General features: G+C 65.2%; 33 protein-coding genes. 17 read left to right on the top strand and 16 right to left on the bottom strand.

Annotated elements, in window-relative coordinates:
* The first annotated feature begins 91 nt into the window (after positions 1 to 91).
* The 5 genes from ACESMO_RS09235 to ACESMO_RS09215 all read left to right on the top strand — a co-directional run bounded on the left by ACESMO_RS09235 (position 92) and on the right by ACESMO_RS09215 (position 3,909).
* Positions 92 to 304: a hypothetical protein gene (locus ACESMO_RS09235; protein WP_372707872.1), complete on the top strand. Its 213-nt coding sequence runs from the start codon at positions 92 to 94 to the stop codon at positions 302 to 304.
* A gap of 46 nt (positions 305 to 350) precedes the next feature.
* Entirely contained in the window at positions 351 to 1,283 is a 933-nt protein-coding gene (locus ACESMO_RS09230; RefSeq protein WP_372707871.1) for a hypothetical protein, read from the top strand.
* A 770-nt stretch (positions 1,284 to 2,053) separates the two neighbouring features.
* Positions 2,054 to 2,296 carry a hypothetical protein gene (locus tag ACESMO_RS09225; protein WP_372707870.1) on the top strand — a complete coding sequence of 81 codons (243 nt, stop codon included), beginning with the start codon at positions 2,054 to 2,056 and terminating at the stop codon, positions 2,294 to 2,296.
* Positions 2,296 to 2,778: a hypothetical protein gene (locus ACESMO_RS09220; RefSeq protein WP_372707869.1), complete on the top strand. Its 483-nt coding sequence runs from the start codon at positions 2,296 to 2,298 to the stop codon at positions 2,776 to 2,778. Before ACESMO_RS09225 ends, ACESMO_RS09220 begins: the two co-directional genes overlap by 1 nt.
* A 702-nt stretch (positions 2,779 to 3,480) precedes the next feature.
* On the top strand, positions 3,481 to 3,909 hold the full coding sequence (locus ACESMO_RS09215; protein ID WP_372707868.1) for a response regulator: 429 nt from the start codon (positions 3,481 to 3,483) through the stop codon (positions 3,907 to 3,909).
* Positions 3,910 to 3,919: 10 nt separating this feature from the next.
* On the opposite strand, the gene ACESMO_RS09210 is transcribed toward ACESMO_RS09215, so the two are convergent.
* Both ACESMO_RS09210 and ACESMO_RS09205 read right to left on the bottom strand, forming a co-directional pair.
* Entirely contained in the window at positions 3,920 to 4,468 is a 549-nt protein-coding gene (locus tag ACESMO_RS09210) for an N-acetyltransferase family protein (RefSeq protein WP_372707867.1), read from the bottom strand.
* A gap of 115 nt (positions 4,469 to 4,583) precedes the next feature.
* Entirely contained in the window at positions 4,584 to 6,776 is a 2,193-nt protein-coding gene (locus ACESMO_RS09205) for a S9 family peptidase (protein ID WP_372707866.1), read from the bottom strand.
* 92 nt (positions 6,777 to 6,868) lie between these two features.
* Between ACESMO_RS09205 and ACESMO_RS09200 the strand changes: the two genes are divergently transcribed.
* Complete coding sequence (locus ACESMO_RS09200; protein ID WP_372707865.1) at positions 6,869 to 7,681, top strand: serine protease; 813 nt, start codon at positions 6,869 to 6,871, stop codon at positions 7,679 to 7,681.
* Here the strand turns inward: ACESMO_RS09200 and ACESMO_RS09195 are convergent.
* Positions 7,678 to 9,462: an acyl-CoA dehydrogenase gene (locus ACESMO_RS09195; protein WP_372707864.1), complete on the bottom strand. Its 1,785-nt coding sequence runs from the start codon at positions 9,460 to 9,462 to the stop codon at positions 7,678 to 7,680. The genes ACESMO_RS09200 and ACESMO_RS09195 overlap by 4 nt on opposite strands.
* A gap of 127 nt (positions 9,463 to 9,589) precedes the next feature.
* Between ACESMO_RS09195 and ACESMO_RS09190 the strand changes: the two genes are divergently transcribed.
* The 3 genes from ACESMO_RS09190 to ACESMO_RS09180 are packed head-to-tail and all read left to right on the top strand — an operon-like array spanning position 9,590 to position 11,627.
* Positions 9,590 to 10,141, top strand: a complete 552-nt coding sequence (locus ACESMO_RS09190) for a cytochrome b (protein ID WP_372707863.1) — start codon at positions 9,590 to 9,592, stop codon at positions 10,139 to 10,141.
* On the top strand, positions 10,141 to 10,698 hold the full coding sequence (locus tag ACESMO_RS09185; RefSeq protein ID WP_372707862.1) for a YceI family protein: 558 nt from the start codon (positions 10,141 to 10,143) through the stop codon (positions 10,696 to 10,698). Before ACESMO_RS09190 ends, ACESMO_RS09185 begins: the two co-directional genes overlap by 1 nt.
* A gap of 2 nt (positions 10,699 to 10,700) precedes the next feature.
* The gene (locus ACESMO_RS09180; protein ID WP_372707861.1) at positions 10,701 to 11,627 is read left to right on the top strand and encodes an L-threonylcarbamoyladenylate synthase; all 927 of its coding nucleotides are present in this window, start codon (positions 10,701 to 10,703) and stop codon (positions 11,625 to 11,627) included.
* 3 nt (positions 11,628 to 11,630) lie between these two features.
* On the opposite strand, the gene ACESMO_RS09175 is transcribed toward ACESMO_RS09180, so the two are convergent.
* The 3 genes from ACESMO_RS09175 to ACESMO_RS09165 form a co-directional block, all read right to left on the bottom strand.
* Positions 11,631 to 12,476, bottom strand: a complete 846-nt coding sequence (locus ACESMO_RS09175; RefSeq protein ID WP_372707860.1) for a 3-hydroxybutyrate dehydrogenase — start codon at positions 12,474 to 12,476, stop codon at positions 11,631 to 11,633.
* Positions 12,477 to 12,547: 71 nt separating this feature from the next.
* The gene (gene yaaA, locus ACESMO_RS09170) at positions 12,548 to 13,318 is read right to left on the bottom strand and encodes a peroxide stress protein YaaA (protein WP_372707859.1); all 771 of its coding nucleotides are present in this window, start codon (positions 13,316 to 13,318) and stop codon (positions 12,548 to 12,550) included.
* 73 nt (positions 13,319 to 13,391) lie between these two features.
* Positions 13,392 to 14,219, bottom strand: coding sequence for an NAD(P)H-hydrate dehydratase (locus ACESMO_RS09165; RefSeq protein ID WP_372707858.1), 828 nt, complete (start codon positions 14,217 to 14,219; stop codon positions 13,392 to 13,394).
* A 118-nt stretch (positions 14,220 to 14,337) separates the two neighbouring features.
* On the opposite strand from ACESMO_RS09165, the gene ACESMO_RS09160 reads away from it, so the two are divergent.
* Together ACESMO_RS09160 and glnA are read left to right on the top strand one after the other, a co-directional pair.
* Positions 14,338 to 14,676, top strand: coding sequence for a P-II family nitrogen regulator (locus tag ACESMO_RS09160; protein ID WP_372707857.1), 339 nt, complete (start codon positions 14,338 to 14,340; stop codon positions 14,674 to 14,676).
* A 78-nt stretch (positions 14,677 to 14,754) separates the two neighbouring features.
* Positions 14,755 to 16,164 carry a type I glutamate--ammonia ligase gene (gene glnA, locus ACESMO_RS09155; RefSeq protein WP_372707856.1) on the top strand — a complete coding sequence of 470 codons (1,410 nt, stop codon included), beginning with the start codon at positions 14,755 to 14,757 and terminating at the stop codon, positions 16,162 to 16,164.
* A 76-nt stretch (positions 16,165 to 16,240) separates the two neighbouring features.
* On the opposite strand, the gene ACESMO_RS09150 is transcribed toward glnA, so the two are convergent.
* The 6 genes from ACESMO_RS09150 to ACESMO_RS09125 form a co-directional block, all read right to left on the bottom strand.
* On the bottom strand, positions 16,241 to 16,522 hold the full coding sequence (locus ACESMO_RS09150; protein WP_372707855.1) for a hypothetical protein: 282 nt from the start codon (positions 16,520 to 16,522) through the stop codon (positions 16,241 to 16,243).
* 57 nt (positions 16,523 to 16,579) lie between these two features.
* A complete protein-coding gene (tatC, locus tag ACESMO_RS09145; protein WP_372707920.1) occupies positions 16,580 to 17,410 on the bottom strand; it encodes a twin-arginine translocase subunit TatC in 831 nt (276 codons plus the stop codon).
* Between the two features lie 44 nt (positions 17,411 to 17,454).
* Entirely contained in the window at positions 17,455 to 18,033 is a 579-nt protein-coding gene (tatB, locus tag ACESMO_RS09140) for a Sec-independent protein translocase protein TatB (RefSeq protein ID WP_372707854.1), read from the bottom strand.
* 29 nt (positions 18,034 to 18,062) lie between these two features.
* Positions 18,063 to 18,278 carry a twin-arginine translocase TatA/TatE family subunit gene (locus tag ACESMO_RS09135; protein WP_372707853.1) on the bottom strand — a complete coding sequence of 72 codons (216 nt, stop codon included), beginning with the start codon at positions 18,276 to 18,278 and terminating at the stop codon, positions 18,063 to 18,065.
* 101 nt (positions 18,279 to 18,379) lie between these two features.
* On the bottom strand, positions 18,380 to 18,775 hold the full coding sequence (locus tag ACESMO_RS09130; RefSeq protein ID WP_372707852.1) for a type II toxin-antitoxin system death-on-curing family toxin: 396 nt from the start codon (positions 18,773 to 18,775) through the stop codon (positions 18,380 to 18,382).
* Positions 18,772 to 18,999 carry an AbrB/MazE/SpoVT family DNA-binding domain-containing protein gene (locus tag ACESMO_RS09125; protein WP_372707851.1) on the bottom strand — a complete coding sequence of 76 codons (228 nt, stop codon included), beginning with the start codon at positions 18,997 to 18,999 and terminating at the stop codon, positions 18,772 to 18,774. The genes ACESMO_RS09130 and ACESMO_RS09125 overlap by 4 nt, the downstream gene beginning before the upstream one ends.
* A 60-nt stretch (positions 19,000 to 19,059) precedes the next feature.
* On the opposite strand from ACESMO_RS09125, the gene rnhA reads away from it, so the two are divergent.
* On the top strand, positions 19,060 to 19,503 hold the full coding sequence (rnhA, locus tag ACESMO_RS09120; RefSeq protein ID WP_372707850.1) for a ribonuclease HI: 444 nt from the start codon (positions 19,060 to 19,062) through the stop codon (positions 19,501 to 19,503).
* Here rnhA and ACESMO_RS09115 read toward each other — a convergent pair.
* The 4 genes from ACESMO_RS09115 to ACESMO_RS09100 all read right to left on the bottom strand — a co-directional run bounded on the left by ACESMO_RS09115 (position 19,500) and on the right by ACESMO_RS09100 (position 21,828).
* Positions 19,500 to 19,754, bottom strand: coding sequence for a hypothetical protein (locus ACESMO_RS09115; protein ID WP_372707849.1), 255 nt, complete (start codon positions 19,752 to 19,754; stop codon positions 19,500 to 19,502). The two genes, rnhA and ACESMO_RS09115, sit on opposite strands and share 4 nt — an antisense overlap.
* A 106-nt stretch (positions 19,755 to 19,860) precedes the next feature.
* On the bottom strand, positions 19,861 to 20,322 hold the full coding sequence (locus ACESMO_RS09110; RefSeq protein WP_372707848.1) for an NfeD family protein: 462 nt from the start codon (positions 20,320 to 20,322) through the stop codon (positions 19,861 to 19,863).
* A gap of 3 nt (positions 20,323 to 20,325) precedes the next feature.
* Positions 20,326 to 21,339, bottom strand: a complete 1,014-nt coding sequence (locus ACESMO_RS09105; protein ID WP_372707847.1) for an SPFH domain-containing protein — start codon at positions 21,337 to 21,339, stop codon at positions 20,326 to 20,328.
* Positions 21,340 to 21,432: 93 nt separating this feature from the next.
* Positions 21,433 to 21,828, bottom strand: coding sequence for an NUDIX hydrolase (locus tag ACESMO_RS09100; protein ID WP_372707846.1), 396 nt, complete (start codon positions 21,826 to 21,828; stop codon positions 21,433 to 21,435).
* Positions 21,829 to 21,895: 67 nt separating this feature from the next.
* On the opposite strand from ACESMO_RS09100, the gene ACESMO_RS09095 reads away from it, so the two are divergent.
* The 5 genes from ACESMO_RS09095 to fabG all read left to right on the top strand — a co-directional run bounded on the left by ACESMO_RS09095 (position 21,896) and on the right by fabG (position 26,046).
* Positions 21,896 to 22,156, top strand: a complete 261-nt coding sequence (locus tag ACESMO_RS09095; protein ID WP_372707845.1) for a type II toxin-antitoxin system Phd/YefM family antitoxin — start codon at positions 21,896 to 21,898, stop codon at positions 22,154 to 22,156.
* Positions 22,157 to 22,161: 5 nt separating this feature from the next.
* On the top strand, positions 22,162 to 22,533 hold the full coding sequence (locus ACESMO_RS09090; protein WP_372707844.1) for a type II toxin-antitoxin system VapC family toxin: 372 nt from the start codon (positions 22,162 to 22,164) through the stop codon (positions 22,531 to 22,533).
* Positions 22,530 to 23,936, top strand: a complete 1,407-nt coding sequence (locus tag ACESMO_RS09085; RefSeq protein ID WP_372707843.1) for an FAD-binding oxidoreductase — start codon at positions 22,530 to 22,532, stop codon at positions 23,934 to 23,936. Before ACESMO_RS09090 ends, ACESMO_RS09085 begins: the two co-directional genes overlap by 4 nt.
* Positions 23,937 to 24,177: 241 nt before the next feature.
* Positions 24,178 to 25,134: an ACP S-malonyltransferase gene (gene fabD, locus ACESMO_RS09080; protein WP_372707842.1), complete on the top strand. Its 957-nt coding sequence runs from the start codon at positions 24,178 to 24,180 to the stop codon at positions 25,132 to 25,134.
* A 171-nt stretch (positions 25,135 to 25,305) separates the two neighbouring features.
* Positions 25,306 to 26,046 (top strand): 3-oxoacyl-[acyl-carrier-protein] reductase, encoded by a 741-nt coding sequence (gene fabG / locus ACESMO_RS09075; protein WP_372707841.1) that lies wholly within the window; start codon positions 25,306 to 25,308, stop codon positions 26,044 to 26,046.
* Positions 26,047 to 26,069: the final 23 nt, after the last annotated feature.

Here is a 26,069-nt window from a genome sequence, read left to right as displayed (position 1 = left end):
CATCACAAAAAGTTGTGATCGACGCCAGCCTCCACCATTGCGATAGCGCCGACAGACTTATACCGTCTCGCTTTGGCTGGGAGGATTACAAATGAAAAACTTCGTCAACGCTGCCGTGCTCGCTATTGTCCTTGGTGCGCCGACACTCGCGGGTTCTGCGGTACCGTCATCAATCGGCGCCTATACGCAAACGCGACTAGAGCCGCTCACGGATTGTCAGAAGGCTTACATGGCCGATTGCTTGAAGCACCCAGGCAACACTTACGCCGTCTGTTATTACGAGGCGTCGCAGCAAATCTGCTGAAGCATATCGATGAATGCTTCACATTCGGTGATCACGGTTTAGGCTGATGTTCAGTGCAGTCGTCATTGCGTTAACCCTTGCGACTGCGACTGCGACTGCGAATGTCAGTTGGCAGTCGCAGGACCCGCCCGCCCTGCCTCAAGAACCCCCGGCCACTCAACTAGAAGACGTCGTCGTCGAGGGCCGTGGGCTGCGCGATGCCGTGGATGATTTCGTCGATGAGATCGTCGCCCCGCCGGTGGGACGAGGCCCGGCGCGGTGGAACCGGCGAGTTTGCGTCGGCGTCGTCAACTTCCGGCGCGAAGCCGCCCAAGCCTTGGTGGATCAGGTGTCTTCGGTCGCGCTTCAGGCGGGCCTCGAAATCGGGGACCCGGGGTGCAGCCCCAATATCCTGATCATAGCGACTGACGACGCTCAGGGACTCGCCCGGGGGCTCGTCGCCCGCAACCCGCTTGTGTTCCGACCTCAGTACAGTGGCGCAGCAAGAAGCTCGGAGGCGCTTAAGCGCTTTCAGGAAACTGGGGTGCCGGTGCGTTGGTGGCACGTCAGCATGCCGACGGTCCGGGGCACAGGTCTTCCCGGCGTTCGCATGCCAGGCGAGAGCCCGCCGAGAATTCCTGGAGAAGGTCGGTTGCGGAGCCCACTCCAAAACGATTTGTTGAAAGCCTTCATCATCATCGACGTGAACGCCGCCGCCGGGGTCGATCTGCGGCGCCTAGGCGACTACGTCGGGATGGTGGCTCTGGCCCAGATCGACCCCGAGGCGGACGCCTCGAGCTACGACACCATCCTCAACCTGTTCGACACGCCGCAACCGCCGCTCGCGCTTACGGAGTGGGATACGTCCTATCTGGCCGCGCTTTACGGGGCAGAATTGAACCAGCGCCCAGTGAATTTTCAGGCCGGTGAAATCTCATCGTCGATGTTCCGAGATCGTAGAGCGGCGCAGCAGGCCGAGCAGCCAGACGAAGACGAGTAAGGGGGTCGGCACGAACGTGGTGACTCCATGGCGCCAAGGAAGCTCACAAGTCCCAGAGAGGTCAAATGTCCGCTTTCCACCCATAGCAGACCTTGGCCGAGTCCGCTTTCGGGGAGAGTTCCACGGGGTGCGATGAGATCGGGGGGGCGACCAAGTTGGTGCCCATGACCTCGGAGTCAGATTCGCCTCACCAGTGACAGCCTCGTGAATAGTCAACGACCGACGCATAGACTTGCGAGGGGGGGGGTGGCTGAATATTTACGATTTCAATGGGCCGCCGTATTGCGCGTGGCCAGTTGAGTCGGCGTATGAACTCGTCGTTTGTGCATGTCAAACGGTTTTTTGAGGACACCGAATGTCCCGTCAATCAATAACTCACTCCCTCACACCTCGTGGCGTGGTGAAATAAAGAACGGCAATGATTGCACGTCTAAAAAACGGCGGCTTCGATTGTCCCGCGTTAGTCTGCAACGTTTCGGTGATATTAGATGGCGGAGTACTCTGTCTCGCCGTCAACACCGAAAATTATTTCTTCATGCCTCCGTGCCAGCGCGGACCTGCGTAAAATGAGTATTCCGTCAATCTAAAATTCATTATAACGATCACCGTGATAATAGTTGTTGCTGTACCGAAAAACTTGTGTATTACCCGGACCGTTCAGAAGGTTCTCCCGGACAGGGGCGAGGGTTCGAGTCCCTTCGTTTATTCAAATAAGATTATCGAGCGACGGCCCTTATTTCGTCAGCAACTTACATGGACGTAGACCAAAAATGATCACTGATGCAAAACGCAAGCGAGCAAACCAGAAAGCTAATGACAGTGGCTCGGCTTACTGGGCCTCATCCAGAAATAATAGCTGGTCTGTCGTAGTTGGTCCGAAACTCGGCGAGACCGATATAAAGACCGAGCGGATGACATCGACGAGACCCACTGACTACTTTAGTGATCTGGACTTCGTTCTGGTTCAAAGCCGAAAGATCGTCATTTCCCGCCTGACCAAAGAGGTGGTGTGATGGATTTCCGAATCACCAATCTCGTGGTCAAGGGCCGCTCCGACCTGACAACCTTTACGGCCGAGATCGAGCCGTGGGACTACTTCGATACAGAGGAAGTCATCCGAGAGCAGATTGAGTCACAGCATGATGTCGAGGTCGAAACCTTCGAGTATGATCCCATCGACTGTCACGAATTCACCCAAGCCGCATGGACAGGGATACAGAATTCAAACGACGTTGCCGTTCCGGTCGGGTCCCCGGTCGGTCTCCCGCTTTTTTCAGAAAATCGCAGCCCAAACTGGGTGAAGACGGTCGTCTATACGCTGACCGACGAGGTCGCCGACTGGCTCTGGAAAAATACGATGGGCTACATGATCAATGTCGATTGCTCCGACCTGGGCGGTGGATACGAAAACCACTACGAAGTGACATTCAGCGTCGCCATCACCTTCAAGTCGCCAGCCGAAGCCGATGCCTTCAGAGCGGAGTGGGTTGGATGAGTTGATTCGAGGATCGTTTTGTAGAGAGGAGCGGCCCGGTCATTTAAGCCACGCCGCCCCGACCAAACCAACAAGCTCCATTCCCAAAAGTTCTGATGTGACGCGGCAGGGCGGAGGTCATAGCGGAGCGAGGACCGGAGGCCGTCAGCCGGGTCGTTGAAGCAGGTGGGCACGGAAGTCGATCGGCGCGGCCGGGCGGCGCCGGCGAACGCCTTGTAGAGATCGGGCACGATTCTCTGACTTGGTATGGCCGACCGTAACCCCCGTCCGGTTTCGCGGATCGGTGTTGTTCAGGCGACCTTTCAAAGGTCAGATAATCCCACAAAGGCAGGGCGCGAAGTCATTATTCCCGGCATCGCTGGCGTTGCGTGGCGATCCGAACTGATACAAACAATTGATACAAACGGTCCCGAGCTATTTTGACGGGCATTGATTTGTTTGATGAATTTAGCTGGGGGACGTTTCCTTGTTCCCCAGCCATCCTTCCAGGCGGCGTCTTTACATAAAGCTGAACTGTTTCAGGGCTCAATTTCCCGATAACACGCGCGACCGCATGAGAAACCGGGATTTCTTCGCAAATTGTCGTTTCACGTAGAACCAACTTGACCTCCGCGAGTTCGAATGTCCGCTAGCCGACACAGCAGTGCATGCGTCCGGTTGAGCGAGGATGTAAGTGTGTCGGTTCCACCTGACCTTCGGGTCTTGATTGTCGAAGATCAGGCCTTGTTGGCGATGGAGCTGGAGCTCGTTCTCACCGAGGCTGGATGCGACGTCGTTGGCCGCGCAATGGACATGCCCGGCGCTTTCGAAATCGCCGAACGCGAGCGCCCTGACCTCTCTCTTGTGGACATCAACCTGTTGGACGGCATGACCGGTCCGCAGATCGCCGAACGGATGGTGAAGCATTACGGGTCTGCGGTCGTTTTCCTGACGGCAAACCCGGAACAGATCCCCGAAGGCTACGCCGGGGCGCTGGGGGCCGTGTCCAAGCCGTTCGATGATCAGACAATACGGGCCGTCGTGGACTTCGCCCGGCAATTCATCCGCCACAAGACATTGGGCGACACGCCGCATCGCTTCCGTCTCGCGCCGTGGCTGACCCACAGCCACGACGAGGCAGACTCCCTTTGACCGCCTGTCCTCAAGCCAGGCCGCCGGTCAAATCCAGACCCGGCGTCCGGGGTGGATGGCCGTCCGGCGACAAGTCCAGCTGCACCAGCGTCACGTCCAGCCAGCGATCGAACTTCCAGCCGACCTGGCGGTAGACTCCCGCGTCACGGAACCCAAGCGCGTGATGCAGGCTGATCGAGGCCTCGCTGGTGGTGCTGTCGCTGATCGCGCCCATAATGTGCCGCAGGCCCATCGCGCGCGCGCGCTCGATCAGGGCGGTCAGCAGCGCCCGACCGACCCCCCGGCCCCGCTCGGCATCATCGACGTAGATCGATCCTTCCACACCATAGCGATAGGCGGGGCGTGGTCGGAACGGAGACAGATAGGCATAACCCGCGAACGTTCCGTCGATCTCCGCCACCAGCCACGGCAGGTCGTGTCGGCGCACAGCCTCGAAGCGGCGGGTCATCTCCGCGAGGGACGGCGGATCCATCTCGAACGAGGCGGTCCCGCCGACGACCTCGCGTCCGTAGAGGGCGGCGACGGCGGGCAGGTCGGCGATAGAGGCGTCACGAATCATCGGGCTTCTCCCGTTGGGAAAAGGTGATGGAGTGGAACCCCGTCCTTCGGGTCGCGCTAGACCGACGGCTGCGCCGTGATGTGCTCAAACCCTCTCCCGGCGGGAGAGCGGCGGATCACACAGCCTCCCAACCCTTGTCGATCGCCCAGACCGCGAAGGCGTAAACCAGGGCGACTTCCTTCAGATAGTCGAACCGGCCCGAGGCCCCGCCGTGTCCCGCCTCCATGTTGATCTTCAGCAGCACGGGTTTCCCAGACGTCGTCGCCGGACGCAGCTTGGCCACCCACTTTTCCGGCTCCCAATAGGTGACGCGTGGGTCCGACAGGCCGCCCGTGGCCAAAACGGCCGGATAGGCCTGGGTCGAGACCTGATCATAGGGGCTGTAGCTCATGATATAGTCGTAGGCCTCGGGGTTCTCGATGGGATTGCCCCATTCGGGCCATTCGATCGGGGTCAGTGGCAGCGAACTGTCGCTCATGGTGTTGATCACGTCCACGAAGGGCACGTCGCCGATGATCCCGGCCCAGAGGTCCGGCCGCATGTTGTTGACCGCGCCCATCAGCAGCCCTCCGGCCGATCCGCCGTGGCCCACGATCTGTCCCGCCTTGCCATGCCCGCTCGAGATCAGATGTTCGGCGGCCGCGATGAAGTCGGTGAAGGTGTTTTTCTTGGTGAAACGCCGGGCGTTCAAGAACCAGCCCCAGCCCTTGTCCGAGCCGCCGCGAATGTGGGCGATGGCGTAGATCCAGCCTCGATCAACCAGCGAGAGTCGGGCGGTGGAGAAGGAGGCCGGCATGGGAATGCCGTAGGATCCATAGCCGTAGAGCAGCAGCGGTGCCGAGCCGTCGACCGGCGTATTCCTGCGGCGCAGCACGGTCACCGGCACCATCTCGCCGTCGGCCGCCGGGGCGTTCAGCCGCTCGACCACATAGTCCGCCGGATCGTGCCCTGACGGCACCTCCTGCACCTTGCGCAGGGTCCGCTTGCGCGTCGCCAGGTCATAGTCATAGGTCGAGGTCGGCGTGGACGGCGAGTTGTAGCCGTAGCGCATGGTGGTGGTGTCGAACTCCGACGCCCCGGCCAGCGACAGGGAGTAGGCGGGTTCGTCAACCGCGATCTCGTGCTCCTCGCCCGCCCGGTCGCGGATGACGATCCTGGTGTTGGCGTCGGCCCGTTCCTGGCGCGCGATGAAGGCCCTGGTCAGCGCCACATCCTCGATGTAGCGGCCGGGGGTATGCGCGATCAGGTCCTTCCAGTAGGCGGCGCCGGGGGTTGCGGTGGGGGCTTCCACGACCTTGAAGTCCACACTCTCGTCGGCGTTGGTGCGGATCACCCAGCGGTCGCCCCAGTGATCGGCGTTCAACTCTCGTCCGACGAGGCGCGGCTCGAGCACGACAGGCTCGGCGGTTGGCGTCGTGCCCGCAATGAACCGGGCCTCCGACGTCTCCTGATTACCGATTCTGATCACGATGAAGGCGTCGTCGGACGTTCGACCCACGCCGATGAACATCCCGTCGTCGTCTTCTTCATAGACCAGCGTGGTTTCGCCGCCACGTGCGGGACGGCGGAAGATCTTGTCGGGGCGGCCGTTGTCGTCTCGGTTGGTCCAGAAGATCCACTGGCTGTCGGGCGAGAAGGTGAAGTTGCCGCCCGCCGAGCCGATCGGGTCGGGCAGGACCGCGCCGCTCGCCAGATCCTTGACGAAGATCTGGTGCACTTCGGACCCTTGCCCGTCCTCGGCATAGGCGAACAGGGCGTGGTCGGGGCTGTGGTCGGCGGCGCTGACTTGTGAATAAGCCTTGTCCCTGGCCAGGGCGTTGGCGTCCAGCAGGACGACCTCCCCCTCGGCCGAGCCGCGCGGACGCCGGCAGAACAGCGGGTGCTGATCGCCGGTGCGGAAGCGCGTGTAGTAGTCCCACGCTCCATCGGGCGAGGGGACCGAGCTGTCGTCCTCCTTTATCCGCCCCTTCATCTCCTCGAACATCGTGGCCTGCAGCGGCAAGGTCGAGACCATCATGGCTTCGCGATAGGCGTTCTCGGCGGTCAGGTGTTCCTTGACGTCGGCCTTGATCAGCTTCGGGTCTCGCAGCACGGCCTGCCAGTTGTCGTCCTTCATCCACTGATAGTCGTCGGTCCGCGTGCGTCCCAGCTGTTCGATGGTCACCGGAATCTTCTTCGCGACCGGCGGGACGGGGCGGGCTTGGGGCATCGAGGCTCCGGTCAGGGGTGAAGCGGCCAGGGCCGAACAGGGCAGGGCGGTCGCGGCCAGGGCGGCGGCGGTCGTGGCGAGCAGGTCGCGGCGGTTCATGGCATTAATCCCCCAGATGGTATCGCGGCGGACCTTGCGGGAGGCACCCGTCCGCCGTCAAATGAACAAATCGCCACTGCTGGATCGTCCCCATGTTCGACCTTCAGGCTCCGCCCGCCCCGACGCAGGATCCGCCCGTCGCCGCCTTGGCCGCGCCCGCTTGGGATCTGACCCTGGGCTTGATCGCGGCGACGGTGCAGCTGGATCAGCCCAATGGCGACGGCACGCGACGGGTGGGCACCGGCTTCCTGATCGATGCGCCCCGGCCCGACGGCCAGCCTCGCACCGTCCTGGTGACGGCGGCCCACGTCATCAACGGCATGCCGGGACCGGACGCCCGCATCGGCTGGCGCGTGGAGATGCCGGGCTCGGGCTGGAGATTCACACCGGAGCCGCTGCGCATCCGGTCGGAAGCGGGCGAGCCTGTCTGGACGAAACATCCCGACCGTGACGTCGCCGTCATGGAGGTGTCGGCCCCGGCGGCCTTCGCGCGCGCCGCCATTCCGCTGGCATGGCTGGCCGAACCGGACGCGCTGGAGAGGTGGCAGGTCGGGCCGGGAGACGAGCTGATGACCTTGGGCTATCCGCGCGGCTTCGCGGCCAACACCGCTGGCTTCCCCATCTTGCGGACCGGCCGCATCGCTTCCTGGCCGCTGACGCCCATCGAGGCCTTTCCGGTGTTTCTGCTTGATTTTCCGGTGTTTCCCGGAAACTCGGGCGGTCCCGTGTTCTGGACCCCGGCAGCGCGCAAACTGCCCGGCACGGTCCAGCCGGATCATCCCTTCATAGCCGGCGTCCTGACTTCGGAGGTTCGTCCGGGCGACGAACCGCTGGGCATCGGCATCGTGGCCCATGCGCGCTTCGTGCGCGAGGCCATCGCCCTGATGGACGCGGCGGGGCCTTAACCGGCCAGCACGTCCAGCGTCATCCGTTCCAGCAGCGCGCCGCCCTGTCCGATCGCGGCCAGCCGGCTGGGCGCATGGCCCAACACATTGGCGGCATAGACCTCATACAGGGCGATCTTGCCTTCCAGCCAAGCCGGGTCGCCTTCGCCCGCGTCCAGGATGGCCCGGGCCGCCAGCGCTCCCTTGGCCAGCATCCAGCCTCCGGCCACATCGCCCATCAGCTTCAGATAGCCGTCCGCCGCGGCGAGCACGTCAGCCGCGCGACCCGCGTCGGCCTTGGCGTCCAGCAGCCAGAGCGTCGCGTCTTCCACGGCTTCGAGCGCATTGGCGAACCGGTCCACCGGCTTGCCCGAATACAGGCGAGGCAGGACGGCCAGCGTCGCCTTCATGTCCGCGATCAGGTCCCGGGCGGACTGACCCCCGTCCTGCGACAGCTTGCGACCGACCAGATCCATGGCCTGGATCCCGTTCGTGCCTTCATAGATCGGGCCGATGCGGGCGTCGCGATAATGCTGGGCCGCGCCGGTCTCCTCGATGAAGCCCATGCCGCCGTGAATCTGGATGCCCATGGAGGCGACTTCGACGCCGAGGTCGGTCGACCAGGCCTTGGCGATGGGGGTGAACAGGTCCTCACGACCCTTCCAGCGCCGGCGCGCGGCCTCTTCCGGCGCATGCCTGGCCATGTCCGCCGCCACGCCGCAGGACAGGCAGATGGCGCGCGCCGCCGCGATCTTGGCCTTCATCACCGACAGCATGCGCCGCACGTCCGGATGATCGACGATCGGGGCGTTGGCCTCGCCGGTCCAGACGCTGCGGCCCTGACGGCGGTCTGACGCGTAAGCCAGCGCGTGCTGATAGGCCCGCTCGGCGATGCCCACGCCCTCGACACCGACGGCGATCCGGGCCGCGTTCATCATGACGAACATGTGAGACAGCCCTTCATTGGGGCGCCCCACCAGCTCCGCCGTCGCGCCCTCATAGCTCATCACGCAGGTCGGCGAGGCGTGGATGCCCAGCTTGTGCTCGACCCCCACCGGCCGGAAGGCGTTGCGCTCGCCGAGCGTTCCATCCGGCTTGACCAGATATTTCGACGCCAGGAACAGGCTGATGCCCTTCGGCCCCGGCGGCGCGTCGGGCAGGCGGGCCAACACCAGGTGGACGATGTTGTCCGTGGCGTCGTGGTCGCCCCAGGTGATGTAGATCTTCTGGCCGTTCAGGGCGTAGGTCCCGTCGCCGTTCGGTGTCGCCGTGGTAGTCAGGGCACCCAGGTCAGAGCCGGCCTGAGGCTCGGTCAGGACCATGGCCCCGGTCCATTCGCCGCTGACCAGTTTCGTCAGATAGGTCGCCTTCTGGCTGTCGGTCCCATGCGCTTCCAGGGCCTCGATCGAGGCCAGCGACAACATCGGGCACAGGCCGAATGCCATATTGGCGCTGTGAACGGTTTCATAGGCGGCCAGCTCCAGCGCCTTGGGCAGCGCTTGGCCGCCCGACTCGATCGATGCGGTCAGGCCGGTCCAGCCGCCTTGGGCAAACTGGCGATAGGCGTCAGCGAAACCCGGCGCGGCGGTGACGTCGCCATTGGCGTAGGTCGAGCCCTTCTGGTCGCCGATCCAGTTCAACGGAGCGAGCACGCCCTCGGAGAATGACCCCGCGGCCTCCAGCACCGCGCCCAGCACTTCGGCGTCATAATCCGGGAAGGCGCCGGTCGCCCTCAATTGGTCGATGCCGGCGATTTCGGTCAGTGTGAAGGCGAGATCGCGAATGGGGGCGCGGTAAATCATCGGGCACGCTTCCTGAACAGGCTGGTTCCTTGCCCTTCATGGCGGCATGCCGTGACGGCACGCAAGCGCCCGCTTGGCGAGAAGCCCAAGGTGAGCCAAGCTATGACGGAAGCCGAACGGAGGAAACATGGCCGAGCCGCGCAACCGCTATTCGACCGTCTCGCTGATCCTGCACTGGGGAATAGCGGCGCTGGTGGTGACCCAGATCGCGCTGATCACCGCGAGTGATGCGACCGAAGGCCCGATTTCACGAGAGTTCGTCAGCGTCCACAAGGCGGTCGGGCTGAGCATTCTGATCCTCACTCTGGTGCGGTTGGGTTGGCGCGTGGCCAATCCCGCCATTCCTCTGCCGCAGGGTAATCCGCGCTGGCAGAGACTGCTGGCGCGTGCGACCCACGTCCTGTTCTACGTCCTGCTGATCGGCATGCCGCTGGGTGGTTGGGCGGCGTCGTCGGCTGCGGGACGCGAGATCTCGTGGTTCGGACTGTTCAACTGGCCGCTTCTGCCCCTGCCGCAGAGCCGCGAACTGGCAGGGCAGTTCATGAACATGCATGAATTGGGCACCAAGGCGCTTTACGTCCTGCTGGCACTTCATGTCATCGGCGCGCTGAAGCACCATTTCGTGGATCAGGACAATGTGTTGCACCGGATGATTCCCTTCATCCCAAGGCGGCCCTGATGAACCCCGGCGCGGTCCTGCCGACGGCGCTGCTCGCCTGGGTTCTTCTGGTCGGCGCGCGGCCCGGGCCGTGGACAATCGAGCGCGACGCCTCGACCATCGTAATGTCGGTCAATGCTTTTGGTCTGACGTCCATGGGTCACTTCGAGGACTGGGGCGGCGACATCGCCTTCGATCCGGATTCGCCCGAGCTCAGCAGGGCCACGGTGATTGTGCAGGCCGCGTCTCTGAGAGTGCGGCCAGCCTTCGCCACGGCGCGGGCCACGGGTCCCGGCTTTCTCGATGCGGCCCGGCATCCGACGATCCGTTTCCAGCTCCGCGCGTTGGAGCCGTCGGGCGGAGAGCGCTACAGCGCGCGCGCCGACGTCACCATCAAGGGCACGACCCGGCCCGTGGCCTTCCCGGTGGACTTGCGCACCACCGGCGACAGGGCGCAGATGACGGGCGGATTCACGGTCGATCGCGCGGCTTTCGGCATAGGAACTTCGGGGCTCTGGAACAATTTCGTGGCGCGTCAGGTGACGGTGCGAGTGTCGCTTCAGGCACGCCGGGATTGAACATGTCTACAAGCGGTGCGACCGACGCGGAGGCCGTTCGGGCGCTGGCCAACGGCGCGCTCGTCATCCTGCCGACGGAGACAGTCTACGGACTGGCGGCCGACGCGGGAAATGCGAAGGCGGTCGCCGCCGTCTTCGAGGCCAAGGGCAGGCCGCGCTTCAACCCCCTGATCGCCCACGTCGCCGACGCGGTACAGGCGGAAGCCGTCGCCGTCTTCGATGCAACTGCCCGCGCGCTCGCCGAGGCCTTCTGGCCCGGTCCCCTGACCCTCGTCGCGCCTGTCCGCGACCGCGAACGCGTCTGCGACCTTGCCCGCGCCGGTCTGGACAGCGTGGCCGTGCGTGTTCCGGGGCATGCCCGCGCCCGCGCGCTGATCTCGGCCTTCGGCCGACCCGTGGTGGCACCGTCCGCCAACCGCTCGGGCCGGCCCAGCCCGACCACCTTCGCCGACGCGGTGGAGGAGACGGGAGCCAGCGCCGCCGCCTGCGTCGACGGCGGCCCCTGCGCGGTCGGCGTCGAGAGCACTGTCGTGTCGGTGATGGACGGCAAGGTCGCCCTGCTGCGCCCCGGCGCGGTGACCCGCGCCGAGATCGAGGCCTTGATCGGGCCGCTGGACCCGAGCGGGGAGGGGCACCGATCGCCGGGCCGCCTGACGCTGCACTATGCGCCGGACGCGCCGGTCCGCATCGAGGCCGTCGCCGCGCGGGCGGGCGAGATTCTGCTGGGGTTCGGCCCGGGCGTGGGCGACGCGCGCTGGAGCCTTAGCCCCTCCGGCGACCTGCGCGAGGCGGCTGCCAATCTGTTCCGTCGCCTGCGCGAGGCGGACCGCGAAGGGCCGCTCGGCATAGCGGTGTCAACGATACCCTCGATTGGCCTCGGCGAAGCGATCAACGACCGCTTGCGACGCGCGGCGGGGTTCGTCGGTTGAGGTCTATTGCGCGGTCCAGCCGCCGTCGATGGAGAAGCTGGCACCGTTGGCCGATGCCCCGAGATCGGACACCAGATACAGAAACATCCCCGCGAGCTCGTCCGTGGTCACGAACCGCTTGGTCGGCTGGGCGGCCAGGATGACGTCCCTGAGGACCGTTTCCCTCGACAGGCCGCGCGTGCGGGCCTGGTCGGCGATCTGACGCTCCACGATGGGCGTTTCCACATAACCCGGGCAGATGGCGTTGCAGGTGATGCCGTCCTGCGCGACTTCCAGGGCGACGGTCTTGGTCAGCCCGATCACGCCATGCTTGGCGGCGACATAGGCGGACTTGAACGGGCTGGCGACCAGGCCGTGGGCGGAGGCGACGTTGACGATGCGGCCGCGCCCTTGCGCCTTCATGATCGGGATGGCCGCGCGAATGGCATAGAAGGCCGAGGACAGGTTGATCGCGATGATCTGCTCCCATTTGTCAGAGGGGAATTTCTCGACCGCCTCGACGTGCTGGACTCCGGCGTTGTTGACCAGGATGTCGACACGGCCCAGCTCGTGCTTGCCATAGGCCACCATGTCGGCGACCTCGTCACCGCGCAGCATATTGGCGGCGTGATAGCGCACGCGTACGCCGCAGCTTGTTTCCATTTCCGACCGGTTCCGCTCGATCTCGGACGGATCGCCGAGGCCGTTCAGAACCACGTCCCCGCCGCGCGACGCCACCGCGCGCGCCAGCGCCAGGCCGATGCCCGAGGTCGAGCCGGAGATCACCGCCACCTGGCCCTTGAGGTCGCCGATGTCGCGGAAAGGCGCGTCGGCTTGGGAATCGTCACCGCGCTTGGGCCATTGGAACATGAGGTCTCGTCCGTCTGTCGTCCTGGATAAAGCCTAGCCGTTCGCGGATGCGAAGGCGAGCCGATCAAGCCTCAATTTCCCGATCTGGTGAATATCCAGTCCGTTTCGGTGGAAGCCGCCTTGTCGAAAGCGTAGCCGTCGCGGTCGAAGGCCTTCAGATCGGTCGCCTTCTCGATTCGCTCGTCGATGGCGAAGCGGGCCATGCCGCCCCGCGCCTTCTTTGCGAAGAAGGAGACGATCCGGCTCTCGCCATCCTTGGATTCGCGAAAGTGCGGCGTGACCACGGCCAGCTTCAAGGCCTTGGCGTCAACCGCCCCGAAATACTCCTGGCTGGCCAGGTTCACGAGCGTGGAATCGGCCTGGCCCTCGGCATCGGCGTTCAGGCGCTTTGAAATCCGGTCGCCCCAGAAGTCGTAGAGCCCGGTTCCGCGACGGGTCTTCAGGCGAACGCCCATTTCGAGCCGGTAGGGCTGAATCCGGTCGAGTGGCCGCAGCAGGCCGTAGAAGCCCGAGAGGATGCGGAGATGGTCCTGGGCCCATTCCAGCGCGTCGCGCTCCAGCTCCCGGGCCTTCAGTCCTTCATAGACGTCGCCGGCGAAGGCGAAGGCGGCCTGAACCCCCGTATCCGTCGCTTCCGGATCGAAGGCCTTGAAGCGCTCGCGGTTCAGCTCGGCCAACTTGTCCGAGATCGACATAAGACGTCTCAGATCGCCCCTGGTCAGGCGTCGCGTGGTCTTCGACAGATTGGCGGTGTCGTCGGCGAAGCGAGGGGCGGTGGATGCCACGGCCGCGTCGGCTTCGGTGAAATCCAGCCGCTTGGCCGGGGACAGTACGATCAACAAGGCGGAACTCCGGCGGCGATGCGTCGAGATAGTCCTCTTCGGTGACGAATTGAACCACGTGGTCCGTCGCGGCTCAATCCCGCTTAGCGTAAAGTCCGCCCAAGACCCTTGGCAGGGCGTCGGGCAGGTCTTCCGCGATCATCCCGGGCCCAAAGTCCGCCGCGGCCTGGGCATGCATCCAGACGGCCGCGCGGGCGGCATCGAAACTGTCCATCCGCTGGGCGATCAGGCCGCCGATCATGCCGGCCAGCACGTCGCCGCTTCCGGCCGTGGCCAGCCAGGGTGAGCCGTTCCCGTTGACGTCCAGACGCCCGTCGGATGAGGCGATCACGGTTTGCGACCCCTTCAGGACCACGACGCACCCGGCCCGCCGTGCCGCTTCGGCCGCCGCCGTCTCGCGACCGGTGTCGATCAGGTCTGGGAACAGCCGCCTGAACTCGCCCTCGTGCGGGGTGAGTACGTCGTCGCGGTCCAGCAGGGCGAACAGGTCCTCGGGCCGCTGTTCAAAGACCGTCAGGCCGTCGGCGTCGATCACCAGCGCAGCGCCGGTTCCGGCCAGAGCGCGGACATTGGATTGGGTCGCGTCGTTCACGCCCGCCGCAGGGCCGATGACCACGGCGTCCATGCCTGTCGCTGCTTCCGCCAGCGCTTCCGCCGACGAAAAGGGCGTCAGCATGATCGCCTCGATCGCCGGCGCGATGACGGCCGCCGCGTCCGGAGGGCAGAGGATGCGGACCACCCCTGCCCCGATCCGCAATCCTCCACGCGCCGCCAGGCGTGCCGCGCCGGTCTGCGTCGCGTTGCCGGAAACGACGCCCAGCCGACCGCGCGCGTGTTTGTGCGTTTCCGGCCCCGGCCAAGGCAGGACGATTCGCCAATCGGGAGGGAAGGCTTCGCTCATGATCGTTGCTCTCCGTTCACGGATGGAGACAGACGTGGAAAAACGCTTGCCTTATGGTGCGATGCAATGTCCTTTTGCCGTCCAAGCGCGCGGCATGATACGCCCCACTGGGACCGCAATGAAAAAGATCGAAGCCGTCATCAAGCCCTTCAAGCTGGATGAAGTGAAAGAGGCCCTGCAAGACGCGGGGGTCCAGGGCATGACCGTGCTGGAGGCCAAGGGATATGGTCGCCAGAAGGGCCATTCCGAACTCTATCGCGGCGCCGAATACGTCATCGACTTTCTTCCCAAGATCAAGATCGAGGTGGTGGTTCCCGACGACATGGTCGCCTCCGTCATTGAGGCCATCCAGACGGCCGCGCGGACGGGCAAGATCGGCGACGGCAAGATCTTCGTTTCCGACGTCATCGACGTCATCCGAATCCGCACGGGCGAGACGGGAGCCCAGGCCGTCTGATCGCCAAAGACCAACCGGCCGTCCTTTAACGGGCGGCTTTTTCGTTCCTCCTCCCAGAACAAACAGGACCTTCGATAGATGACCGCCGCCAGCAAGATCCTAAAGGACATCAAGGACAAGGACGTCCGCTACGTCGATCTCCGCTTTACCGACACCAAGGGTCGGTTGCAGCACGTCACCTTCGACATCGACATGGTCGACGACGAGTTCCTGGACGAGGGGACGATGTTCGACGGCTCCTCCATCGCCGGCTGGAAGGCGATCAACGAGTCCGACATGCTGCTGAAGCCGGACCTGACGACGGCCTACATCGACCCCTTCTACCAGCAGACCACCATGTTCCTGTTCTGCGACGTGCTGAACCCGGACACCGGCGAGCCCTACAACCGCGACAGCCGCTCGATGGCCAAGAAGGCGCTGGCCTATGTCCAGTCCTCCGGCGTGGGCGACATGGTCTATTTCGGGCCTGAGGCGGAGTTCTTCATCTTCGACGACGTGCGCTGGAGCACCGCCGCGCATGACACCGGCTTCAGCTTTGACTCGATCGAGCTGCCGGCCAATACGGGCGCGGAATACTCCGAAGGCAACATGGGTCACCGCCCGGGACCCAAGGGCGGCTACTTCCCGGTCAATCCGGTCGACAGCGCCCAGGACCTGCGCGGCGAAATGCTGTCCGTGATGAAGGACCTCGGCCTCCAGCCCGAGAAGCACCACCACGAGGTCGCCCCGGCGCAGCACGAACTGGGGCTGAAATTCAGCGACCTGCTGACCATGGCCGACCGGCTGCAGCTCTACAAATACGTGATCCACAACGTTGCCGCCGCCTACGGCAAGTCGGCCACCTTCATGGCCAAGCCCATGTACGGTGACAACGGCTCGGGCATGCACGTGCACCAGTCGATCTGGCGTGACGGCAAGCCGCTGTTCGCGGGCGACAAATACGCCGGCCTTTCGGACCTCTGCCTCTGGTACATCGGCGGCATCATCAAACACGCCAAGGCCATCAACGCCTTCGCCAACTCGACCACCAACTCCTACAAGCGACTGGTGCCCGGCTACGAGGCGCCGGTGAAGCTGGCCTATTCGTCGCGCAACCGATCGGCCTCGATCCGCATTCCGTGGGTCAACTCGCCCAAGGCCAAGCGTATCGAAGCCCGCTTCCCCGATCCGATGGGCAATCCCTATCTGACCTTCGTGGCCCTGTTGATGGCCGGTCTGGACGGAATCGAGAACCGCATCGATCCGGGCGCGCCCGCCGACAAGAACCTCTACGACCTGCCGCCGGAAGAGCGCGGCTCGATCCCCGAGGTCTGCGGCTCGCTAAAGGAGGCGCTGGACAACCTCGACAAGGACCGCGCCTTCCTCAAGAAGGGCGGCGTCATGGATGACGACTTCATCGACAGCTATATCGAGCTGAAGATGGAAGAGGTGATGCGCCTGCAACTGCACCCGCACCCGGTAGAATTCGACATGTACTACAGCTGCTGATCGGCGGCTGAGGTCGAAGGCAAACAGGCCCCGGACGGGAAACCGTCCGGGGCCTTCTTTATTGTCCTGACAAGGATTACCGGTTGGTCGTCTCGACCTCGATACCGTCCCGGCCCGCGCGCACGGTCGTGCTGTCGCCCGCCGGACGGCCGTCGCGCTCAATCACGATCGGAGCGCCGGGAACGGCGACTTCGCGCTCGATCACGACCGGCGCAGTGGGGACTTCACGGGTCTCGACGATGGTGGTCGAGGTGGACGGAGCGTCCGCGGTTTCGTCGGCGGCGGGCGTACAGGCCGCTACGCCGAGCGCCAGGGCGGCGAGCGAGGCGACAGCGGACAGGCGGATGGTTTGGGTCATGACGGTTTCCTGAGTTGGATGCCCCGTGCAAACGGCGACGCTGGTCACCGGTTCCGGTCAGGCCGCGGCAGCCTCCAGATCGGCCTTGCCGCGACGCATCTCGATCAGCCGCACGCACCAGATCGAGACCTCGTAGAGCAGCACAAGAGGAATACCGAGCATGATCTGGCTGAGCGGGTCCGGTGGCGTCACGAACGCCGCCACCACGGCGATGGCGACGATGGCGTATTTTCGGCTGGAGGCGAGGGCCTGGGACGAGACCAGCCCGGCCATCCCCAACAGCGTCATGACCACCGGCAACTGGAAGCAGAGGCCGAACGCCAGCAGCAGCGCCATGACGAGGTTCAGATAGTCCGAAACCCGCGGCAGAAGTTCGGCCGTAATGCCACCCCCGCTGATCTGCTGTCCCAGCGAGAACAGCATGACGAACGGCAGCATGACGTAATAGACCAGTGCCGCGCCGAGCAGGAAAAGCAAGGGTGCCGCGATCAGGAAGGGCAGGAAGGCTCCCTTCTCGTTGCGATACAGACCTGGCGCCACGAAGCGGTAAAGCTGCCAAGCCAGGACGGGGAAGGTGATGACCACGGCACCGAAGGCGGCCAGTTTCATCTTGGTGATGAGGAATTCCAGCGGAGCCGTGAAAATCAGATTCACGGTCTCGCCGTCGCCCCGCGGCACGGGGACCAGACCCGCCGTGCCAAGAATCAGATCAAAGGGCGAGACGTTGCCGCCGGGTCCTGCCGCTTCGCGGAACTGGGCGGCCACCGCGAAGGGCTGGACCAGAAAGACATAGATCGGGTCGGCGACGATGAAACAGCCGATGAAACCAAGCACGAAGGCGGCGACGCAGACGACCAGACGGCTGCGCAGTTCAATCAGGTGATCCATCAGCGGCGCGCGCGACGCCTCGATTTCGTCTTCGTCCGGCGCGTTCACTGCTCAACCTTATTCGACCGGGCGGGCGTGCGCTTGCCGCCGGCCTTCGCGGACGCGGTGGCGGCGGCGAGGGGGGCAGGCTTCGATGACCGGGCGGTCGACTTGGTCTGGGGTCCATTCGCCGAACCGACCGACGTCGCGGCCTTCGCTTTCGCCCTCGGGCGCGGGGCTTCGGGCTCCACGCGTTCTTCTTTTTCCAGAGGCGTCATGATCGGCGGGCTATCCGGCCATTCGTCGAGCGCGGACAGGGCGGGCGGGGCGGCCGGGCCATCGAGCGGACGATTCAGATCGTTGCCGATGTCGCGAAAGGCGGCGTCGGCTTCAGCGCCCAGCGGCACCAGACCCTGACCGGTGCGCAACGCCTCGACCTCCTTGCGCAGCTCATCCAGCTCGGATTGGCGCGCCATTTCGTCAAAACTTGAACGGAATTCACTGGCCATGCTGCGGGCCTTGCCCAAGGCCTGGCCTACCTTGCGCAAGAGCATGGGCAGGTCTTTGGGCCCGACGACGATAAGCGCAAGCAGGCCGATCACAAGAATTTCCAGCCCGCCGATACCAGGCCCAAGTCCACCCATCCGTCAGTCTCTCCGACGCGAAACGGCGGCTACGACTTCAGGTCTTCTTTTTCGGACTCGGCACGGGGCAGGGTGCCCGCCCGTTCATCGCGAGGCTTTTCAACATCGCCGTCCTTCAGGCCGTCACGGAAAGCCCGGATGCCTTTGGCGGCGTCGCCCATAAGGCCCGACAGCTTTCCGCGCCCGCCGAACAGCAGGAGGGCGAGGGCGGCGATGATCAGGATTTGCCAGATACCGGGCTGCATGGCGGTTCATCTCAGTCAGAGGCGGGGCGGTATTGCTCCAGCCGAATGTCTTGGTCCCGCATATAGGCGCTTCGGTGGCGCGACGCCAAGCGATTGCCGCCTCAGGTGGCCACGCTGTTGGTGCGGGCCCAGGCGGCGAGGGTGTCGATGTCGATATCGCCTGCGGCGACGCCCAGCATGGTGTTAATCGCATCGACCCTGTCGCCGCCCAACGGCGCGTCGTTAATTGCCAGAAACAGGATCATCGCCTGGTAGGCCGCGCGCTTGTTGCCGTCCAAGAAGGGGCGGTTCGACGCGACGCGCACGGCATAGGTCGCGGCGAGGGCGGCGATGCTGGCTTCGCCTTGGTAAAAGAAACGATTCTGCGGTCTCTGAAGCGCGGATTCGAGAAGACCTTCGTCGCGTACGCCGGCAGGCCCACCGTGCAGGGCCAGCGAGCGGTCATGCAGGGTGACGATGGCCTGTTTCTCGATCCAGATTGGCTCACGCGTGGTCATTTCGCGAGGGCGCGAAAGACGTCGCGATGCTCGTCCATCAGCGCCTCGCCCAGCGCGATCTGCTGTTTGACCTTGTCGTCGTAAGGCGACAAACGCATCGAACCGTCGGGGCTGCGGGTCAGATACAAGGTCGCCCCCTTCTCGACACCAAGCTCGATCAAGGCTTCACGAGGAAAGATGGCACCGACCGAATTTCCGACCTGGGTTAGCTTGAGCGCGATCATGGCTGGCCTCCGTTGAAGACCAGTATATAACACACGTTATAACGCTCTGCGAGTCGCCCCGTGTCCCACGTCATCATCCACACCGACGGCGCCTGCAAGGGCAACCCCGGCCCCGGCGGCTGGGGCGCGATTCTGCAGACCGGCGGCGGGCATGAGAAGGAACTGTGGGGCGGCGAGCCGCTGACCACCAACAACCGCATGGAGCTGATGGGGGCGATCTCCGCGCTGGAAGCCCTGACCCGACCGTGCCGCATCGATCTGCATACCGACAGCAAATACGTCATGACTGGCATCACCGAATGGATCCACGGCTGGAAGGCGCGAGGCTGGAAGACGGCCGACAAGAAGCCGGTCAAGAATGACGACCTGTGGAAACGGCTGGATGCCGCGCGTACGAGGCATGATGTCAGTTGGCACTGGGTCAAGGGCCATGCGGGTCACGAGCTGAACGAGCGCGCCGACGGCCTGGCCAACCGGGGGATCGAGGACCTGCAGGCGGGTTAGGGCTGGGCGAACAGGCCGTAGATGGGGCGCTCGGGCTGCGTCAGGTCCAGCGTCAGCCACATCCCGCCTTCCTCAACGCATGCCACGGCCGTCAGGACCCGGCTGTCCTCGGAGTCGGGCGCAAGACGGGATTCGAAGGCCGCTGACGGACCGGGCCCAACGACGATCTTTTGCAAAATCCATTCGCCGTTGTGGTGGTACATGACGCCGGAGCGATCATGGCCGGTGCAACCGTCCTCGTCGCAATCCATTGAGACGAATCGCCCGTCTTCCGGGCTGACGCGCTCGACGAACCGGACCTCGCCGAAGCGATCGACCTCGGCAAGCAGGCCGCCAGCAACGTCGTCAGCAAGCCGATCAAGCCGCCCGCACCTTCAGCTTCGGCCCGTCCACGCCCTCGACGATCACGCTCTCGCCCGCCAGGGGGGCCGCGCCCTCGATCTCGGCGATCCATTCGGACCCCGAGACGAAGACCCGGCCGCGCCCGTCGACGAAGGCCTGGACCACCTGCGCCCGCTGGCCGATCAGCCGGCTGTCACGGGCGTTGATGTCCGGAACGGCCGACGGATTGACCCGCCGGATCAGTCGGCGCGAAAGCAGAGTCGTGATCACGGTCAAGATGGCGAACAGGGCCGCCTCGCCCCAGAACCCGCCCAGCGGCAGCTGCAAGGCCGTGACCACGGCCACCACCCCCGCCGACACCGCCGGCCACAACAGCCAGTCGGACGAGGTGGCGGCTACCACCGCGAGCAAGAGCACGCCCAGGGCCAGCCAGATCCAGAAGGGCTGGGTGGCGTGCAGGTCGATCAGGGCGTCCATGGATCAGGTCCTCGGAACGGAGCCGCGCGGCGGGCGCGGCGGGGTGGGCGGCGCTGTCCTCGGCGGCGGCGGAGCGTCGCGACGCACGTCGCTGCGGCCCTGCTGCTGTTCCCGGGCCAGGCCGACCAGTTCGCCCAGACCGGCGATGGTGCCGACCAGGCCAGACATCTCGGCCGGGACGATGACCGTCTTGGCCGTCGGGTTGCGGGCCAGTTCGGCGAAGGCCTCGACGTATTTCTGGGCCACGAAATAGTTGATGGCGTTGACGTCGCCCGCAGCGATCGCTGCGGACACCATGGCGGTCGCCTTGGCCTCGGCCTCGGCCTCGCGTTCGCGGGCCTCGGCGTCGCGGAAGGCGGCTTCGCGGCGACCCTCGGCCTCGAGGATGGCGGCCTGTTTGGCTCCCTCGGCGCGGGCGATGGCGGCCTGTTTCTCGCCCTCGGCCTCGGTGATGACGGCGCGACGCTCGCGTTCGGCCTTCATCTGCCGGGCCATGGCGTTGGTGATGTCGGCCGGTGGCGTCAGATCCTTGATCTCGATCCGGTTGACCTTGACGCCCCACGGCTCGGTCGCTGCGTCGATCACGGTCAGCAGGCGCGAGTTGATGTTGTCGCGCTGGAACAGAACCTCATCGAGGTCCATCGAGCCGACGACGGTGCGCAGATTGGTCGAGCACAGCTGGGTGATGGCATAGGGCAGGTTCTCGATCCGGTAGGCTGCGCGTGATGCGTCCATGACCTGGATGAAGACGATGGCGTCGACCTTCACCATGGCGTTGTCCTTGGTGATGACCTCCTGCTGGGGCACGTCGAGGACCTGCTCCATCATGTTCATGCGCCGGCCGATGCGCTCGACGAAGGGCGTCAGGATACTGATGCCGGGCGCGAGGGTGCGCGTATATTTGCCGAACCGTTCGACCGTCATTTCGCGGCCCTGAGGCACGATCTTGACCACGCTGAACAGCAGCACGAAGGCCAGAGCGACCAGTGCCAAAGTGAAAAGAACCGAAGTTTCCATGATATCTCCCTGTCAGGCTCAGGTTAGCACCCTGTGCCCCGCGCGCCACAGAAACCGGACAGAGAAAGATGACATCCCCGTAATCCGCGCCGTTCAGCGCGCGGCGACGGCCATTCCGATGATGCGGAGCGTCTCGGACCAGTCGATCAGAGCCTCAACCGCGTCCAGCGCCACGAACCTCGCCTCCAGCGCGTCGTCAGCGGCCAGCGGTTCGCCAGACAGCCAGCGCGCTGCGTAGTCGATCAGGACGTAGTGGCTGCCCGCCTCGGGAAACACCCCGTCGACCACGTCGATCAGGCCGGTGATCTCGGCCACAACCCCCGTCTCTTCCAACAGTTCGCGCAGGGCGGCGTCCACGGCCCGCTCCCCGGGCTCGATCCGCCCCCCCGGCAGACTCCATTCGCCCTGCCGCGGCGGTGTTCCCCGCCGGATCAGCAGAACCTCGTTGCCCCGCAGGCAGACGACGCCGACGGCGGGTATGGGGGTCATGTCGGCGGCTTCCGTAGTTGGTCCAACTGTCTTGGACCAACCCGGCCCCCTGTGCTAGTCTCGCTCCATGACGACCATGAACATCGCTGAGGCCAAGTCCAAACTGTCCGAACTTGTCGCTCGGGCGGAAGCCGGCGAGGAGGTGGTAATTGCCCGCAACGGCAAGGCCGCCGTTCGCTTGGTCGCGGCTGAGCCGAAGCCCCGTCGGCGCCCGCAGATCGGCGTGTGGGACCATCTCAACATCGATGTTCCTGACCGCGTTTTCTTTGAGCCGGACCTCGAACTCGAAGCTTTGATGGACGCGCCGATCGATCCGACCAAACGATGAGAGTGTTGCTCGACACCCACGCGGTGATCTGGGCCGGGCTGCGATCCGTCAGACTGTCCCCAATGGCGCGCGACGTGATCAGCGACCCGGACACAGTTCGGTTGGTCAGTGCGGTGTCGGCCTACGAGATCGAGTACAAGAGGGCGTTTGACAAAGACCTCGGCCGCTTGCCGACAGATTTGGGCGATCTTCGGGATCTGCTCGTGTTCGACTGGCTCTCGCTCGACATCGCCCACGCCATTTGTGCCGCCCGCCTGCCACTTCTGCACAGGGATCCCTGGGACCGCATGCTCGTCGCGCAAGCGCTGATCGAGGATCTCACCATCGTTTCCCGCGATCCGGCCCTGGCCGCCTATGGCGTTTCGGTTCTGTGGTGACCTCGCCTTCGCCTGCCGCCCTCGCCGCCCTGAAATCCGCCATCGGCCCCGGCGGCTGGACCGAGGATCCCGCCGAGATCGCGCCGTGGCTGACGGAGTGGCGCAACCGCTGGCACGGCCACACGCCCCTGATGCTGACCCCCCGCTCGACGGAACAGGTCGCCGCCGCCGTCCGCGTCTGCGCCGCCCACAGGGTCGCCATTGTTCCGCAGGGCGGCGACACCGGCCTCGTCGGCGGTCAGATTCCTTATGGCGAGGTCCTGCTGTCGACACGCTGGCTGCGCGCGGTCCGCGACGTCACTCCGCTGGATGACGCCATGACGGTCGAGGCCGGCGTGACTCTGCTGGAGGCCCAGCAGGCCGCCGCCGCCGCCGATCGCCTGTTTCCGCTTAGCCTGGCCGCGGAAGGCACAGCCACCATCGGCGGCGTGATCTCCACCAACGCGGGCGGCACCGCCGTGATCCGCTATGGCGTGATGCGCGATCTGGTCCTCGGCCTTGAGGCGGTCATGCCGAACGGAGAGGTGTTCAACGGCTTGAAACGGCTGAGGAAAGACAACACCGGCTATGACCTCAAGCAACTGTTGATTGGGGCAGAGGGTACGCTCGGAATCGTCACCGCCGCGACCCTGAAGCTGTTCCCTGTCATGCGCAGCCGAGCGACGGCCATGGTCGGACTGGAGAGCGCCCATGCCGCGGTTCAGCTGCTGGCGCGCGCCAAGGCCGAGACCGGCGGCGGGGTCGAGGCCTTTGAGCTGATGAAGCGGATCGGCATGGAGTTCGTGCTGCGCAACATCCCCGACTCACGCGAGCCGCTGGAGGCCACGCCCGCCTGGTACGTCCTGATCGAGATGGTGTCCGGCGAGCCGGGCGCGGCCGAGGCGGGGATGGAACGGCTGCTGACCCACGCCTTCGAGACCGGCCTGATTACCGACGCCGCCATCGCCCAGAACGACGCCCAGCGCGCCTCCTTCTGGAAGGTCCGCGAGGAGCAGTCCGCCGCCCAGAAGCCCGAGGGCGGGGGCTGGAAGCATGACGTCTCCGTCCCCGTCTCCCGCATCGCGGACTTCCTGGACCAGGCCACGGCGGCGGTCGAGCGATTCGAGCCGGGCGCGCGGGTCAGCGCTTTCGGCCACGTCGGCGACGGCAACATCCACTATGACGTCCTGTGCCCTGTCGGTGGCGACCACCCGGCCTTCCTCGCCCGCTGGCCCGAGGGCTCCCGGATCGTCCACGACATCGTCGCCCGCTATGATGGCTCCATCTCCGCCGAGCACGGACTGGGGCGGCTCAAGACGGACGAGGCGAGGCGCTACAAATCCCCGCTCGAAATACAGACCATGCAGGCCATTCGGGCGGCCCTGGATCCGCACAGGATCATGAACCCCGGCGTGCTGTTCTAGGTCTGGAGCCCTCTCCCACTGGGAGAGGGCTTGAGCGCACGGCGGCGGAGCCGGCGTTCTTGCGCTCAAGGGTGAGGGTCGACCGTCCGGGGGCGGCTCCGCCGCTTCAACCAGCCGACCCTCATCCGAGCGGCTTCGCCGCCCACCTTCTCCCATTGGGAGAAGGACCGTCCTCTACCTTGCCCCCTCCGCGCTTCCGTCCTACCCCTCCGGCTCGATTCCACGCCGCCGGAGACCCCCCATGACCCTCGCCCTGCTGTTCCCCGGACAAGGCAGCCAGTCGGTCGGCATGGGCGCGGCCCTGGCCGACGCCTTCGCCTCGGCCCGCGAGGTCTATGCCGAGATCGACGACGCCCTGGGCCAGAAACTCTCGCTGCTGATGCGCGAGGGCCCCGAGGACCAGCTCACCCTGACCGAGAACGCCCAGCCCGCCCTGATGGCCGTCTCGCTGGCCGCCGCCCGTGTGCTGAAGGTCGAGTTCTGCGTCGATGTCTCCCGCGCCGCCTTCGTCGCCGGCCATTCGCTGGGCGAATATTCGGCCCTGTGCGCGGCGGGTTCGATCACCCTTGCCGACACCGCCCGGCTGCTGAAGCTGCGCGGTCAGGCCATGCAGCGTGCCGTGCCCGTCGGACGCGGTGCCATGGCCTCGCTGATCGGCCCGAAGACCGACCTCGCCCTGGCCGAGGCCGCCGCCGCCGCCGGCTCCGAAGTCGGTGTGTGCGTCGTCGCCAATGACAACAACGCCGGCAATATCGTCATCTCGGGCGACAAGGCCGCGGTCGACCGCGCCATCGAAAAAGCCAAGGAGCTGGGCGCGCGCGCCATCCCGCTCAACGTCTCGGCGCCCTTCCACTGCCCGCTGATGCAGGCCGCCGCAGACGAAATGGCCGAGGCGCTTTCCGACGCGCGGATCGTCGCCCCCTCGATCGCCGTGGTCGCCAACATCACCGCCCGGCCGGAGACCGATCCTGAAGTCATCCGCCGCCTGCTGGTCGAACAGGTCACCGGCCGCGTCCGTTGGCGCGAGAGCATGGAATGGATGGCGGGCCAAGACTCCGGGGAGGGTGGCGTGACCCGTTTCGCCGAGATCGGCTCCGGCAAGGTCCTGACCGGCATGGCCAAGCGGATCGTGCCGGACGCGGAAAGCGGCGCGTTGAACACGCCGGAAGAGCTGGAAGCGTTCGTGAAGAGTTTTTGACTTCCCTTCTCCCCTTCGGGAGAAGGTGTCAGGCGCAGCCTGACGGATGAGGGGTCGCACCGGTCGAACCGGGATGGCCTTTCCAACTTCAACTCGAGAGGTCCGCGTGACCCCTCATCCGGCCCTCCGGGCCACCTTCTCCCGCAAGGGGAGAAGGAAGAGGAGATTTAAATGTTCAACCTCACTGGCAAGACCGCCCTCGTCACCGGGGCGACGGGCGGTATCGGTGGCGCGATCGCCCGAGCACTGCATGCGCAGGGTGCCAACGTTGTCCTGTCCGGCACGCGAGAGGCTGTACTCACCGAGATCGCCGGTGAACTCGGCGAGCGCGCCTTCGTCGCCGCTGCCAACCTGTCCGACCCAGACTCCGTCGACGGCTTGGTCGCCCGCGCTGAGGAGGCCGCCGGGTCCCCGCTCGACATCCTCGTCGCCAACGCGGGGATCACCAAGGACGGCCTGCTGATGCGGATGAAGGACGAGGATTTCCAGTCGGTCATCACCGTCAATCTGGAAAGCTATTTCCGCCTCTCGCGCGCCGCCATGAAGGGGATGATGAAGCGCCGCTCGGGCCGGATCATCGGCGTCACCTCCATCGTCGGCGTCACCGGCAACCCCGGCCAGACCAACTATGCCGCCTCCAAGGCCGGGATGATCGGGTTTTCCAAGTCACTGGCTCAGGAGGTCGGTTCGCGCGGCATCACCGTCAACTGCATCGCGCCGGGCTTCATCGCCTCGCCGATGACCGATGTGCTCAACGACCAGCAGCGCGAGACCATCCTGAAGACCATCCCTCTCGGCCGGCTGGGCGCCGGCGACGAGATCGCCGCCGCCGCCGTCTACCTGTCCTCCGACGAAGCCGCCTACGTCACGGGGCAGACCCTGCATGTGAACGGGGGGATGGCGATGATCTGAGGAACGTCTTGCGCCTCCACGCC

This window comes from Brevundimonas sp. (genome assembly GCF_041688735.1).
Taxonomy (GTDB): Bacteria; Pseudomonadota; Alphaproteobacteria; order Caulobacterales; family Caulobacteraceae; genus Brevundimonas.
This window is presented reverse-complemented; position numbering and strand designations above follow the sequence as displayed.